The 14,276-nt window shown below is 55.1% G+C and carries 8 protein-coding genes; 1 reads left to right on the top strand and 7 read right to left on the bottom strand.

The features are described from left to right. The first annotated feature begins 6 nt into the window (after positions 1-6). Complete coding sequence (locus ACO08I_RS04740) at positions 7-288, top strand: helix-turn-helix domain-containing protein (protein WP_282781317.1); 282 nt, start codon at positions 7-9, stop codon at positions 286-288. A 29-nt stretch (positions 289-317) separates the two neighbouring features. Here ACO08I_RS04740 and ACO08I_RS04735 read toward each other — a convergent pair whose 3' ends face one another. Genes ACO08I_RS04735 through ACO08I_RS04705 form a run of 7 tightly spaced genes read right to left on the bottom strand, consistent with a single transcriptional unit; the run spans position 318 to position 13,891 of the window. Then, positions 318-4,514: a zeta toxin family protein gene (locus tag ACO08I_RS04735; RefSeq protein ID WP_421948659.1), complete on the bottom strand. Its 4,197-nt coding sequence runs from the start codon at positions 4,512-4,514 to the stop codon at positions 318-320. Between the two features lie 13 nt (positions 4,515-4,527). Then, on the bottom strand, positions 4,528-8,694 hold the full coding sequence (locus tag ACO08I_RS04730) for a helicase-related protein (protein ID WP_421948658.1): 4,167 nt from the start codon (positions 8,692-8,694) through the stop codon (positions 4,528-4,530). Between the two features lies 1 nt (position 8,695). Further along, complete coding sequence (locus tag ACO08I_RS04725; protein ID WP_421948657.1) at positions 8,696-11,842, bottom strand: hypothetical protein; 3,147 nt, start codon at positions 11,840-11,842, stop codon at positions 8,696-8,698. Then, a complete protein-coding gene (locus ACO08I_RS04720) occupies positions 11,842-12,081 on the bottom strand; it encodes a hypothetical protein (protein WP_421948656.1) in 240 nt (79 codons plus the stop codon). The genes ACO08I_RS04725 and ACO08I_RS04720 overlap by 1 nt, the downstream gene beginning before the upstream one ends. Further along, positions 12,081-12,893 carry an Eco57I restriction-modification methylase domain-containing protein gene (locus ACO08I_RS04715; RefSeq protein ID WP_421948655.1) on the bottom strand — a complete coding sequence of 271 codons (813 nt, stop codon included), beginning with the start codon at positions 12,891-12,893 and terminating at the stop codon, positions 12,081-12,083. The genes ACO08I_RS04720 and ACO08I_RS04715 overlap by 1 nt, the downstream gene beginning before the upstream one ends. Positions 12,894-12,896: 3 nt before the next feature. Beyond that, a complete protein-coding gene (locus tag ACO08I_RS04710; RefSeq protein ID WP_421948654.1) occupies positions 12,897-13,154 on the bottom strand; it encodes a hypothetical protein in 258 nt (85 codons plus the stop codon). Then, complete coding sequence (locus ACO08I_RS04705) at positions 13,151-13,891, bottom strand: glycosyl hydrolase 108 family protein (RefSeq protein ID WP_421948653.1); 741 nt, start codon at positions 13,889-13,891, stop codon at positions 13,151-13,153. The genes ACO08I_RS04710 and ACO08I_RS04705 overlap by 4 nt, the downstream gene beginning before the upstream one ends. Positions 13,892-14,276 lie beyond the last annotated feature (385 nt).

The following is a 14,276-nucleotide window of genomic DNA, read 5'->3' as shown; positions in this document are numbered from 1 at the left end:
CTTAAGATGGAAAAAGAGAGAACCACTGAAAATTGGAAAGCAGAACTGATCGGCCAGGCTATCGTCCGGCTCATGATCAAAAGTTACAAGGAGAAAGGGTACACCAGCACAGCCATTGCCCAAAAGATTGGGATCAACAAGTCTGGCATGAGCCGCATCAAAAATGGCCAGTACCAGCTGGATCTGGACCGCTTTCTGGCGATTTGCTATATGACCGAGCAAAACCCTGTCGACCTGATTCAGCGGGCTGAAGCCCTTTTCGCTTCAACCCACAGTCCAGCAGTGTAACCGCTTTCCTATTCAGTAGTCTTTTGAATCTACGCAGCTGCTTTGCGCAGCTCTTCGGCCACCCGGGCGAGTGCGTCACTGTATGCCTCGCCCTTTTTTCTGCGCTTTTGAGTTTCTCCATGCAAATAGGATAGGTACCTGGGCACGCCTACTTTGGTTTTGGCCAGGTTACCGCAGGTGTCCACTTCCTTTTTGTAGCGTTCGCGCTGTTCTGTGGTGCAGTTGCCTTTCATACGGCATTTGGCCAGCTCCGAGTGCAGCGCGGCGCACTTCCGGTATTTCTGTTCGCCTTTGGTGGTGTAGGCCGCCTGCAGCTGGCTTTTGCTGACAACGCTCTTGTAGCTGCCCGCCGAGGGCGCCTCCGTTCTGGTGAGGCGGTAGGAGTCGATGCAAAGGCTGTACCACTTGATCTCCTCCTTTTTGCCCCGCGCGCTCCAGTCCCGGGCTTTCACCAGGATCTTTCCCTTGTCCTCCTGCGCGCGTAACTCGTAGATGCCTTCAATTTCCTGGGTTTTCTTCCACTTTTTGCGGTCGAAGATGTCCGACCAGATCATGGTGTTCTCGTCTACCATCTTCATAATTTTAGCAACCTTTTGAGCGGTGGTCAGCTCTTCGGCTGTACAGCTCCCCTCAGGCGTGGCTTTGGTGGGTGCTTTTGGGGCCGGTTTGGCGGCAGCCTTAGGTGTGGCTGACTGTTTGTCTGCCTTGGGCGCATCCGGCTGTTTGGTTGCCTTGGTGGTGTCCATCTTCTTCTCCGTCAGGTACTGTTTGAGTGCCTTAGGGTCTTTCAGCACCGGGTCGATCTTCTTCATGGCCGCCTGATCGCCTTTGTCTGCCTGATTGGCCAGGAGCATCAGCGCGCCCAGCTTTTCGGCATCGTCTTTGCCTTCCTTATAGAGGGTATGGTTAGCTTTGGCGATCTTCTTCACCCGCTCGGTCTTAGCTTGTATCTCCACCGGTGAGCCTTTGTAGACGACATTCCAGTGGTAGGCGCGGTAGCCTGCCTGTGGCTTTTTGTAGTAATCATCGAATTCCAGGACTTCGCCCAGCTTCCCGGCATTGACCTTGTCCTTGAAATCTTCCAGGCTTTTCTGGTCAGGGAAGACGACCATGGTGCCGATCACATCTGTTAAGCCTTTTTTGCCGGCCAGGCGCTTGCGGCGCAGCTTGTTGATGATGGAGTATGGGGTTTTGGTACGGCTGAGGATGTCCGTCTCGCCCTCCGCATGCTTTTTGAGGATCTCCACAAATTCATTTCGGGCAGTATCATAGTCCTTTCGGAAGTCGATGATCTTTTCGATCTCATCGGCCAGCTTGACTTCTTCCACCGTCTGCTTCCCATCACCGGGGGTGTAGGGGTCAGGATCGTCCACGTTCAATACGCCGTCCCCATCGTAGTCCCCAAATACGCCCCGGTATTTTTCCAGCTGCGGCGGCAGGTTCCTTCGCCCGGATTTGGGGGCACCCTGATGCTTTGTCTTGAGGTGCTCCTCCAGCGTGGTATTTTCGATGCACTTACGCTTGAAGCTTGCCGCATTCATCACGTAGACCAGATGCCCTTTATCGTCAAAGATCAGGTATTCCCCTTTCTGAGCGGTTACCGTTATGCTTTCCTTGCCGGTGCCTTTGAGCTGCACGGGCAAGTCCTTGTCCACCTCCAGGGCGTACTCCTGGCAGTGGTTGAGAATGGGCATCAGCTTGGAGGTGTCCGTAGCGGTAAGCCAGGAAAAGGAAGGCTCAGTGCCCGCTGAAGGCTCAGTGCCCGTGCTTTTTCTCAAATTGGAAAGGTCGTCCGGGTTGTGCAATACCTTGCCGATAGTAACGATGCCCTCATCGTACTCATACCCTCCGCCCCGGATTTCGGTTTTCAGGTCTTCCACAGACTGTATTACAGGAACCGGGCCGCCCTCTTGTTTGAGCCTGTCCAGCCACTTTGCGGCTTTGAACTCTAGTTCGACCGCCCACTGGCCTAAATCCTTCGCTGTTTTAACGACAAGGCCCTTGTCGAACTCGATTGACAGTGTATCGTATTCATAGTAATCTTCTTCCTTGTCTACGAAACTAAGTACCCCGTAGGCTTTGATGCTTTCCGGGAGCGTGTACTCCGGGTAATCAATTTCCTCCTCAATAGACACCACACCATCCCATGACCAGCCCGGTTGCTGCACTTCTTTCAATAAGTCTTTTTCAGACTCGAAAGAGAGTTCGTTGTCTTCCATCCACTGTTCAATATCGAGCGAAGCCCGCACGGCTATGCCTTCGTCTTTATTGGACAGGGCTTTTTCTTTGGACAGGTAGAGGTCGGCATCTTCCAGATCATACTGCCCCGGCTCTTCCGGCTGGTCCATGACCAGAAAGACTTCCATAGAGGGAGGCGGCGCGAACCCTTTAGGCTTTTGGGCCGTGCTGCCTTTCGGCAAATGCACACTCACGTAAGCCTCCGCATACTCTGATGCTTTTTTTGCCGTAAGCCCCATATCCTTCGCGCCCTGCTCCAGCTTGTCCATCAGCGCTTCGTACTCCTTTTGCTTCATGCCTTTGACCTGGGCTTTGCTGAGCCCCGGATGGGCTTTGTCCATCGCAGCGTAGTAGTCTTTCTTGTAGACCTTTTTGGCTTTTTTGCCGGGCTTGGGCTTGCTTGTTTTTTTGGGCTGCTGATCGTCCAGCTTGCTGTAGTCCCGGTCGTCGGGGATTTCGGCACCGCCTTTTTCCAGCACTTTTTGAGTTTTGCCGTCGATCAGCACGTAGCCGTCTACCATGCCCTTGAGCTCTTCAAAGGCCGTCAGCCCATTTTGAACGCCCTCTTCGATGACAAAACGGGGGACGTAGCGCCCGGACTTCTGATAGCGCCCCATTGCCCGTTCCAGGCTGGTCGCCTTATCGACTTTCAGGAACATGATGAACACCCGGTAGCCTTCCTTTTTGAGCACTTCGATGAGGGGCTTGTACTTTTTCGATTTGTTCATGGTGCCATCGTAAATGACATCATAACTGCAGCCGAATTTGCCCACCTTGCCGAGCAGGGTTTTGACGATATCCTGCGTTTCGCTGTGGGTCTGAGAAGCATTCCACCCTTCGTATTCCGGCAGCTTGGCGCGGATGTCGTCTGCATCAACTTTGAAGATGGCCGGGTTGTCCATCCAGTCCTTGTTATTGCGGATGTAGGTCGACTTACCGGAGCCCGGCAGCCCGCCGGTCAGTATAGCGATTGGGGCTTCGCGGCGGATGCAGGTATTGCCTTCGATTTCTTCCTTGATGATCTTGTCGTGTAGCTGCTTCCGCTCATCGGTGTATTCGCCGTACTCCGAGTGCATGTCTTTGGTCTGCGGCAGCTTTTCCAGGTGCGCCTCCAGGGCGTCCAGGGCTTGGCTGTCAATACGGCGGTTGCCTTTTTCATCCACCGGGGGCATACTTTCGGGGCGCGCTTCAAAGAAGCCTCGGGGGCGGGCGCGGATCTCCGCTTCAGTTGGCGCGTGTGTATGATAGTAAGGCTCGCCGTCGTTTTTCCAAAGCTTGGCCTCCCGGTCGTAGTATTCCAGGAAGGTGAGCTTGTGCCCATCGTCTCTTTGGTGGCGGGTGGAGATGGCAAAGGGGACATCATCGACCACGAGGTAGACTTTGTGCTCTCTGCCTTTTACATCGACGATTTTGTCGCCCTTCATGTAGGGCAATGAATCCGGGAGCTTTGTGCGTTCCCTCTCCCGGTTCTGCATGTACTGCCGGAACTCACGGTTGGCATTAGCCAGCCCCTCTTTTTCCTCCGGGTTGGGCGTCTTGGCTTTCACCCACTGCGGTGCGCGGGCGAGCAGTTCCTGTATTCTTTTATCCTGCCCGGGGAATTCGATATCGCCTTCGCCTACTTTTTCGTAAGTGGCAAGCTTGCCCTCGGCTGGTTTGGGCAGCATAATGTAATACCGCCCGTCTACGTACCGTTCGGGGTGGTCCCAGTCCACCCGCACTTCTTCCCCTTCCTTGACCCAGTTCCAGCGCAGGGTGCCACCGTAGCCTTGCTGTGCCGGGTAGTCCTTTTTCAATGCCGCGAGGATCTGCTCGTCGTAGTCCTCCCACTCAGCCAGGGCTTCTTTGTAGTCTTCAGAACCGGGCGCCGCGATATCGAGTATTTCCTCGAAGTCCCGCATGGCTTCAAAGTTTTCCTGGTATTTCTGGGGCAGGCTTGCGGTGTCCATGCCCATCGTTTTGAGGTACGCTTGTGCCTTAGATTTCATAGCTGTTCAAGTTTTAGGCTGCGAGCTGCAGCAGTTTTAGTTTTTTGCGTTTTCTGGCTTTGGCCAGCAGTATCCTTGTTCTGGCAGCAGGCTGAGCGGTAGCAGGCTGAGCCATGGCAGGCTGGGGCAGCCGGGCTTTTTGCGTGCCGCCCAGTGACAGGCGCTGCTCTTGTTTTTGGGTGTTGGGCGAAAGCTCACCCTCAATAGCCAGCTCGGTGTAGGCGCCCTGCCGGACGAGGTAGTAGTGCTTGCCGTTGCTGCCCAGGAAGGCTTTCTCGACCCGGGCTTTGCCATCGTTGAAGCGTACCGTTTCGCCGGGCCGGTAAGGGGCGTTCTCCGCCTCCCCGGCCAGGGCTTCCTGGGGCTCTTCCACGCGCAGGTCATCGAGCATGTAGTTGAGCTGTGCGAACTGTGCCACCCGCGCGTCGATGGAAGCCGCAGCGATGCCCTCGGCTTCCTTTTTCAGCCTGATCTCTTCGGCCCTTTCCTGCAGGCGCTCTGCCTTGAGCAGGCCCTCCTTTTCTTTTTTCTTCTGTTCTTTTTCTGCCTGGAGCTGCTCAACCGCTTGTTTGATGGCCTCTTCGGAGTCGTCCAGCCCTTTGGGCTTGAGGATTTCCACTACGGCCCGGTTGTACTTCGCTACGCTCTTTTTCCAGTTGGAGTACCAATAAGGGGGCGTTACCCCGGCAGGCTTTATCCAGGCATCCTCGTAGGGGTTGCGGTAGTAATGGCTGATTTTGTAGCCCCGCTCTACCTCTTCGCGCAGCGTTTCTACCAGCCGCCCGTCTTTGAGCTTTTTGGCGCGCAGGATATAGGAAACCTGCCGCCGCATCTCGTCGGGGTCTTGCGCTGCGCCCTCCGGCAGGCCGCGGTAGTAGCTTACCGCCTCTGCAACCTCTTCCAAACGGTTGAATGCCTGATAGCGGTCGTTGTGCAGCCCTTCCAGGGTGGTGAGCTGGGAGTCAATGGCAACGATCTCGTCTTCCAGTTCCAGGCTGCGCTCTTTGGCTTCCAGCTCCGCGATACGGAAGGGGTCTTTGATCAGGACGTACTTAAGCTCTGACGGGTCAAAGTCGCGGGTGTCCAGCGTACTCTGATTGTTGTCAAAGTCCCAAATGGCGTTGATGCGGGCAGTTTTCTCTTCCAGCTTTTGGAACATGAAGATGTCCATGCTGTCCTCCATGAGCGGGTTGACGATGCGCACGCTGCGGTGGATATTGCCCTGCCGCCAAAGCCGGCCTTCGAGCTGATTGACGTCGGTGGGGTTCCAGGGCAGCTCCAGGATATAAAGGCAGGAGGCGTAGCGCTGAAGGTTGATGCCCTCGCGTATGGTGGCGCTGCCGATGAGCACTTTGCAGCGGAACTCGTGGGGGATGTCTTCATAATCGCGGGTAACCGGGTTGAACCGGCGGCCCAGGAAGGCATTCTGCACCGTCTGCTTATCCTTGAAGCCCATCTTTTTCATGCGGCTTTCACTAACGATGATGCCCACCTCGTGCGGTTGGAAGCCCACCTTTTCGATCAGGTAATCGCGCAGCAGGGGGAAGAACTCCACGCCCATATTGCTGTAGATGATCTGCCCGGACATAGGCGAGCCCTGTTGCTCATGGTAGGCTTTCACGCTGCGGATGCAGCCGGTGATGAACTCCAGCTTTGCCGAGCTTTCGATGAAGGCTTTGGGGGAGCCGGGGTTCTTCGTTTCTTCATCGCACTCCAAAATGTAGGGCGAGAAGGCTACTTTTCTGGCCATGCCTGCCGCACGGAGCATGCGCACGCCGCCCCCGTTGTCGTCTGAGTCCACCTTGGCGTTTTGGCAAGCCTCATTGACGCTAATCTGCCCGGCAGCGTAGGCCAGGATGCTGTCCATACGTTCCTTTTGGTAAGCGTTGAATGGCAGTACCGTTTCAATCGTCTCGTCCCCGCCGAGCCTGATCTCCATGCCGTTGACCACCTTGCGGCGCAGGGGCAGGACGATCTTGTTGGGCCGCTTGAGGTTTTTGGTCGACTGCTTGTACAGAAAGAACCGCCGGATGATGGACTGAAGGGCATCTAGGTTGGAAAAGCCCACGAATACGTCCTTGAACTCCGGGTTGAGGGCAATGGTGAAGACCAGCTCATTGGACGTATTGACAAACTGGTCGAAGAACTGCTTGAGGTTCTTCAGCTGCAGCTCCTGCAAATAGCGCAGCCCCACCAGGCTGATCATGGAGTAAATTTCCATGGGCGAGTTGGTAAAGGGCGTGGAGGTCAGCAGCAGGACGTTGCCGGTGGGGTTCACCTTTTGGACGTACTGTGCGATCATAAAGGTTTTGAGCCCCATAGCGGAGGGCTCCCCGGAGCTGATATCGTAGCGCTTGATGCGCTTTTCGTTGTCCAGGTTCTCCTCCTCCTCGGCCTTGACGGTGGTGAAAATCTTCTTAGCGCTGTGCGCTTCGTCCACCACCATCATGTCGAGCCCCATGCGGTCGATATTGGCGCGTGCGCCCATCTGCGATACGCCGATCAGCCCCCCGACCTTGTTTTTGAGGCGCTCGTAGGCTTTGTCGGCAGCTTTGCCCGTTGCCAGGTGGTCCTCCTGGTCGAGGATGGACATCAGCTCCCCGAAGAAGTTCAGTTCCTGCATATCGTCCAGCCCCACCCGCTTGAAGCCCTGATAGGTCAGGAAAGTGATGGAGCCTTCGGGCATGGGCCCCTCCTCCGGGATATTTTCAAGGTAATCTTCGCTGAGGTTGTACAGGTCATTTTGGGGGATGTGCGGCAGTATGCCCCTGCACTCGCCCATGAACTGTTTGTAGACCTGATTGGGCAGTACAAAGAAGGGCCGCTTGCACCAGCCGTTTTCGAGGAACTGGGCGGCGATGAAAATAGCGCACCAGGTCTTGCCCAGCCCCACGCCGTAGGCCAGGCAGCCCGCGCCCCTGATCTGGGCAAAAGCAACGGCCTCCCGCTTTTCCGGGCGAATGTCCATTTCCATGCCGTTATAGATGCGGGCCATGGTAAAGCCGATGGGCACCTGGCCCAGGTCTACCGGCACTTCGCTATTGTAGCGCTCATTCCAGATGCGCTCAATGGCTTCCCGGTCTTCATCGGTAATGGCTTTAGCCAGGAAGTCCGAGAACAGGCGGATGCCCTCTTGCTGGGCAGCGGACTTGTTGCGCTTGAACTCTTGCACGTCTTCGTCTTTCCCGCGCTTGCGGCTTTCCAGGTAGAGCTCCTTGATGGAACGCCAGGTCAGCCCGCGCCGGATGCCCAGCTCCCGGGCATTCTCGCTCATCCACAGCACGAACGCGCCCTGCAGGGAGATTGGCTCTTTGAGCTCCTGCTGTATGCCTCTTTGCAAAGCACGGCTGTAGTCGATCTGCCCGTTCTGCCGGATTTTGGCTTTGAGCCGGACTTCGCCTTTCAGGTGCCTGATGGTATAGCTTTTGGCCAGGTTGCTGGCCGGCTTAATGATCAGGCGGTCTTCCATCCGCTCAGCATCGAGGCGCTTGCGGCGCACCGTAACCCGGTTCCATACCTGGCCAAGGGCGGCAGACTGCTGCTCAAAGATGGCTTTGCCGTCTTTCATGCTTTCAATCTTCGGCTGGTCCTGGCCGAGCATCTCGCGGCGCTCGGCGATATTGCCGGACAGGTAGATGAAGGCTGGCAGGAAACCATCGTCAAACCAGTACACCAGCTCTTGTTTGGCCCACTCCAGGGGCACTACTTTTTTGGACAGAGCAGCGGGGTTGTAGTATTTCTTCCACCCGCCTTCCATAGCACGCCCCAGCACCTTGGTTTGGTACCAGACAAAGACTTCCTTTTGGGCATCCGTCAGGTGTTTGTTGTACAGCTGGTCGATCTCGTCAAAGGTGATCAAATCCAGCTCTCCGGCTTTGGCCTGATTGCGGGCGCTTTGCTCTTTTTTGGATTGCTTAAGCGCACGGCGGACATTGCCGCTTTGCACTACTCTGAGCCTTGCTGCATCTGTATCGCTATGCTCGCTGGAAATATGGGGCGAGAGCATATTAGCCGCTTCATAAGCTACGCCCGGGATGCGCATTACATCTTCAAATGTGCCCCGATACTTAGTTACAGTTTTTTCGCCTTGCGTGTACCTTCCGGTTGTGAGGTAAGGCTGGCCAAGTATCTTTTCCGGGTTCTGGACATACCAGTTGTCGTTGATGATTGCTTCTATCACGCTACGCTAATTTTAGGAGTTGGAGCTTCTTTTTCTTTTTGGCTTTCGCCAGCAGTAGTTTGGTGGTGGCCTCTTTGGGGGAAGGCTTGCTTTCTATTCGGGGCTTCTTTTCCTTGGCGAACATCTCCCGGCTGAGTTGCTGCAAATACTTGTAACCTTCTTCGCTGCGCTCATACTCATAGGATTGGAGCTGGCTCCTGCCGCGCCGGATTAGCTCTGCCCGGCTGACATCATCAAGGGGGCGGCCATATTCATATACTGCCCGCTGCCATATCTCATGGGCTACGGCTTGAGAAATGCCAAATTCGTCCATGAATATCTCTTCGTAAGAAGTCATGACAGGGGGAGGGAGGATATCGCCTATATAGTTGATTTTGTAGTAAGCACGCCCGCAAGTGAGCGTGTGTGAACCCGCCAAAATTTCAATAGACGGCTTCCCGTTTTCTAATGCCCCGCCCTTCAGCTTATTGACGATCTCTTGCAATGGGCCATCCATTTCGTAATATACTCCGCCGTACCTTCGGGCGGCTTCGCAAACGGCTTTGTAATAGTCCTGCATGTAGGGGTTGCTGCCGGACGTGGCTTGCAGGCTTAAAATCCGGAAATCGCCTCCGGGCATCCGGCATTTATTCTCTCTTCCGCCGTGGTCAATAAGCTTCACTTGTATGCCGTGGGCCACAATAATTTCTGTCTTTCTTGGTATTCCGCTTTCCATAGATATCCGGTTAATTGTGCCGTAGCCCAGGCGGTTATTGAGTAATCCATTATTGCCGCTGCCTTCTTCCTGCCGGGCTGTGCCGTAGCCATAAAAATGGCCTTGGGGGTCAGCCTCCAGCATATATTGCCGGACTGCCTCTACCTGGTTGATGGCCTCTTTGTGGGTTTTAAAAGGGCCAAGAGCCAGCCTTGGCTTTTGCCCTTGGTCATGCACAGATACAAAGTAATCGCCGGGGCGGGTATCAGGAGTTATGTCATCGCCATACCGCTCATCTTTAGGTAGGCCAACTTTGCCGTCGAAATAGGCTTTAAAGGCTTCCTTGCTGTCGATCTGCTTCAGCTCGCTTAGCATTTGGTGGGCTTCTTCCACCTTTTCGGGCGAGGTTATCCGGGGCAGGGTGTCTTCATAATACCGGAACGGGGCGGCAGCATAATCTTTGTGCAGCCGCATCAGGAGAGAACGTGCTTCCTCCCGCAGGGCTTCGCCCTCTTCTTCCAGGCTGGAGAGCCTTTCGTTTTCTGTTCCGATCATTCCGTTGGCCTCCATTTCCACATAGTCCATTATGTAGTCGCGGATATGGTAGCCGGTACCGTTATATTTGCCATAATCAGGCAGGCCGGGGTTCAGGCCTTCCAGCGTTTCATCGAGTGCCGCTTTTAGTTCTTTTACAGTGAACTGCCCTTCAAATATCATGGGGGCCAGCGCGTGTACCATTTGTTTTTTGACCACTTCGTCTACCATCAGCCCCCTGGGCTCGCTATCCAGGTATCTCTGCAAAATATCCCATGCTTCCGATTGGAGCAATGCGCCAAACTTTTCGGTGAGCATATCCAAAAAATAGCGGTAAACGCGGTAGGTTTCTATAGCCTCCTCAGCCGGTTGCAGGTCAGCCCCATCCTCTTCCGCGAGCTGGTAAACGAGTTCATAGTCTTGGCTGTAATCCTTGTCGGTTGGCTTAATCAGCCGGGTGACTTCGCCATTGTACGGGTTGAGGTGGGCAATGCTCAGGTAGTCGCCGTTTTTGCGTTTTCGGCGGTCGGCGTAGACCGTGCTGCCGCCCATGTTGCCAACGAAGAGCCAGTCTGGATAGCGGCTTTTGGGCTGCCTGGGGGCGTTGGCATACGCTTCGATCAGCCGGGCTTCCTCTGCCGGTATGCTGCCTATCACATAAGCCTGGAATGCTTCTTCAGGGGTGACGTTCTCGTCAGAAAACAGCGCTGCCCCGGTGTTACGCCGCACGCTCTCGTTGAACGCCTTGATGGCGGTTTTGAACTTGCGCTGCCCCTGGGACATCAGGCGGCTCAGGTAGATCGCCCTTGGGTGCCACTCCTTTTCTGAGAACAGAGCGCCCTGATTGATAAACTGGTCGAAAGGGAGCCCGCTGGCTTTCATCTCGTTCAGGTACAGGATGGCATCGTTGATGTGGGGTATCAGGTTAGCGCTGCCGGGCAAAGTGCTGTTGCTGACCAGTACGGGCATGGCATATACCACCACTCGACGGGCTTGCTTGATACCGTCCCGCTCGGCGGCTTTCAATGCCGCTTTTTCCAGCACTACGCCCGCCAGGACTGACTCTACGAGTTCTTTCCCGGCGTTTGTGAAGTAGCCCTCGTCATAATATTCGGGGACGGACTGCTCCGTGATGATGTTGCACTGTAGCAGGGCTTCGAGCATCTGCTTTTGGGCCGTCCGGTCGGCGTAAAAATCGCTCATGCGGTCGTGCTGGTCGAGCATAGCCGGGATGCGGGTTTGGCACAGCGGGTTTTCCCGCAGGCTGTTGCTGCGCTCGATGGTTTTGTCCACCGCCCGCTTGCCCTTCATGGTGCTTTGGTTATACTTGGCCAGCTCCCGGGTCTGAAAAGCCGGGAAGCCGTAGTCGATCCGCACGAGCAGAGGCTGCCGGAAGTGATAGGCATCGTTGTTGATGCTGAAATCATCGCCCGTGGGCAGGTAAATCAGTTTGCCGTTCTGGCAGTCTATCCTTTCGGTTTTGCCCGTAGTTGAAAAACCAAAGGCTTCCAGTTCTTCGCACAGCGCATCCACGTAGGCTTTATAGTTCTCCGGGTGCCGGCTTGCCGCAAGCTTGGTGCTCATGGTGCGGTTGTTGCCGGAGACGACAATCCACTTGCCGCCAATCTGCTGCCCGGCGACGATGGGGCTGCCCGATGGTGTCCTGCTCGTAGTCAGCAGGCGGTAAGGGTCAAGCCTGCGGGCATTGTCCCGCACCCGCTCCTGTGCCGCTACGTCGTCCTCGTAGTTGCGGTCGTTCACGTTCTGCCCCTGCTCGTTTACCGGGTAGCCGGGAGTAGGCGCAAAGGTCAGCTCGTTGTGGGAAGCCAGCACGCTGTCCAGCTCCACAATAGCGAACCGGGCATCGCGCTTCTCGCCGTTGGGCATGGAAAGGATGATCTTTTTGCCAAGTACGGTCATTAGTGCTCCATTAAATTGTCATTAAAGTCACGCTCGATGTGGTCGATCGCCTCGGCAATGGTCATGCCTTCTTCTGCCACGTAGTTGACCACGAGCTGCACGATTTTCTCCCGCCCGCCGGGCTTGTTGATGAAGCTGCACACCTTTGGGGTGAAGGTGCCGGTCTCGTCTTCCTCGCACTGGTCCAGCTGCTCGTTGATGGCGGTTTTCAGGTCATTGAGTAAGTCTTGTGCGTCCATTATGCTGCGTTTTTGGTGAAACAAACGATGTCGCTCAGTACGTCGGTGCGGTCGAATACACCGTTGGGCAGGCGGTAGGCGTCCGAGAGAGTGGCGCGGGATGCAATTTCCTCCTTTACCTGGCTGTTGCCGCGCTGAAGGAAAGGCACGCCGCCGTTGGCCACTTCTGAGCCGATGATGTAGATCAGGATGCCACCGGGCTTGAGCAAGTCGATCCCGCGCCGGATGAAGTATTCGTCGTAGGCATGGGCATTGGTGTACTGCTTTTCGCCCATATTCATGTACTTGCCGCCCGATAGCCCGCGTATAGAGCCGTAGGGCGGGTTGCCGATGATGAGGTCATAGACGGGCTTTACATTGCTGCGCACGCTTTCGTTAATGCGCTCATTGATAAATTGCTGCTCGAAGACGCCCTGAATGGCCCGGGCTTCCGGGTAGAGGATGCGGAGAATGGCATAGCTGTACTGCTGCGGCTCGATGGCGGTCACTACGGCATCCCGTTCCAGGTATTGCCGGGCGGGCACCTGAGCAAGGAATACCCCATTGCCTGCTGCCGGTTCCAGGACTTCGCCGCCCTCGAAGCCGAGCTTCAGGGCCAGCCCCCACATCTTTTTGACGATGGGCACAGGCGTGAAAAACTCGTAGAGGATCCCCGCGTTCGATTCTTCCAAAAACTGGTCTAGCCCGCCGTAGCCGGAATACTGGCTAAGCATGGCTTTCTCATCTGCTGAATATGCAGTTGGGTTTATGCCTTTTTGGTCAATCAAGGCTTCGATCTGTCGGTTGAGCTCGTAGGCTTGCCGGTTGGTCATAATTTATTTCTTTGCTCCGATTTGGCTAGTGCCCAGCAGGTTGATGAGGATCAGTAGGATAAATAGCCCTATCAAAATCCGGCCTGCTAGCAGATGCCCTCGCCGGTACAAAAAAGTACCAGCAACAGGCATTAGAAGTATTATTCCTATCACGATGTAGAAGGCCTGTTCCGTAGTCAAGAGCGGCTTAGGCATCTTGGGCCGGGGCTCGTAAGGCTTGGCGATTGGCTTTTCTCCTGATTGGGCGAACAGGCTTTTCATGCGGCGGCTGGTTTTTCATTCCGGAAAAAGAGCTGGTACACCGCATACGCAGTGACTGGCAGCAGCACGGCCGCAGCAATAATCCAGCCCCAGCCATACTTTGCTACCGCCACTTCGATGAGGCGGTCTACGGGGAACTTGGAGGCGGTGACGATGACGGCGCCGTCTTCTTTTTCCGGAAAGTGGTTATTGATGCGGTTTTTCCAGCCCGGTAGTACGCTGAGCTTTCGTGGGTCTTGCAGGGCAAGCCATTCGTAGTATTTCAAGCGGGAGTCCCGGTAAAGGTTATATAGGAGCCCGCCGTTGATTTTGCTCTGCCGGTTGGTGGCCGCTACGGTCAGGCTCCCCAGTATGCCATCGACTTCGAGGTCTTCCCCCAGGTCGTTGAGGGTTTGCTGCAGCAAGGTGACCCCACCGGTGTCCCCTTCGTTACCGGGGCCGTGCTGAATGATGCCGTCCGCCACGATTTCTGCCAAATCCTGGCTATCGAATTCATCGAGGCGATAGCGGTCCCAGTACTCCTGCTCGTAGATGTCCAGTGCCACGTCCTTCGTCAGGTTTTTCATTTCCTGCTGCGTGGGATGGCGGCGGAGGTAGTGGGCCAGCGTAGCCGGCGTAATGCCGTACTTGGTACCGATAAACACGTCGTCCAGATAGTTCTCCTGCCAGTTGCGGTTGCTGTTGTAGCCCCCCTCAATCTGAAGGATTTTACCTGCGAATAAATTGAAACTTGCCATTAGCAGTATTTGTAAACTGCTATCCTTTTGAAAAAAAAAGAAAGCGCCTTCCCCTGAAGAGGGGAGAGGCGTTTCCCCCATTAGCTGCGGTTCGTCACAACCAAAAAATGATTGCAGCTCTTCGGTGCCACTAAATTAATCATTAGTTGCTTTATGCGCAATTTTATAGTGAAACGCCCTTAGTAATTTTTGTGCTGCTAGCATGGAGTTTTAAGGGGATGGGTGCAATTGCGGGTGGTGTGTATTCCGGAGTGTGCTGGCTCTTCTTCAAGGCTGTAAGCCCAGCGCAGCGCTACCTTTATCCGGAAGCAGCAGGGGCCTTTCTTAATGTAGTCACAACATCTTCCTTTTAGGTATTTAGGGACTGTGGATTTGACTACCTTGG

Source organism: Phaeodactylibacter xiamenensis, assembly GCF_965229835.1.
In the GTDB taxonomy this organism is placed as follows: domain Bacteria; phylum Bacteroidota; class Bacteroidia; order Chitinophagales; family Saprospiraceae; genus Phaeodactylibacter; species Phaeodactylibacter xiamenensis.
The sequence above is the reverse complement of the archived record's forward strand: the minus strand, read 5'-3'. Positions and strand labels throughout refer to the sequence as shown.

Coding starts and splice junctions, on each gene's coding strand:
- ACO08I_RS04715 (WP_421948655.1), bottom strand. CDS start 12,893: ATGACCAACCGGCAAGCCTACGAGCTCAACCGACAGATCGAAGCCTTG.
- ACO08I_RS04705 (WP_421948653.1), bottom strand. CDS start 13,891: ATGGCAAGTTTCAATTTATTCGCAGGTAAAATCCTTCAGATTGAGGGG.
- ACO08I_RS04720 (WP_421948656.1), bottom strand. CDS start 12,081: ATGGACGCACAAGACTTACTCAATGACCTGAAAACCGCCATCAACGAG.
- ACO08I_RS04740 (WP_282781317.1), top strand. CDS start 7: ATGGAAAAAGAGAGAACCACTGAAAATTGGAAAGCAGAACTGATCGGC.
- ACO08I_RS04725 (WP_421948657.1), bottom strand. CDS start 11,842: ATGACCGTACTTGGCAAAAAGATCATCCTTTCCATGCCCAACGGCGAG.
- ACO08I_RS04735 (WP_421948659.1), bottom strand. CDS start 4,514: ATGAAATCTAAGGCACAAGCGTACCTCAAAACGATGGGCATGGACACC.
- ACO08I_RS04710 (WP_421948654.1), bottom strand. CDS start 13,154: ATGAAAAGCCTGTTCGCCCAATCAGGAGAAAAGCCAATCGCCAAGCCT.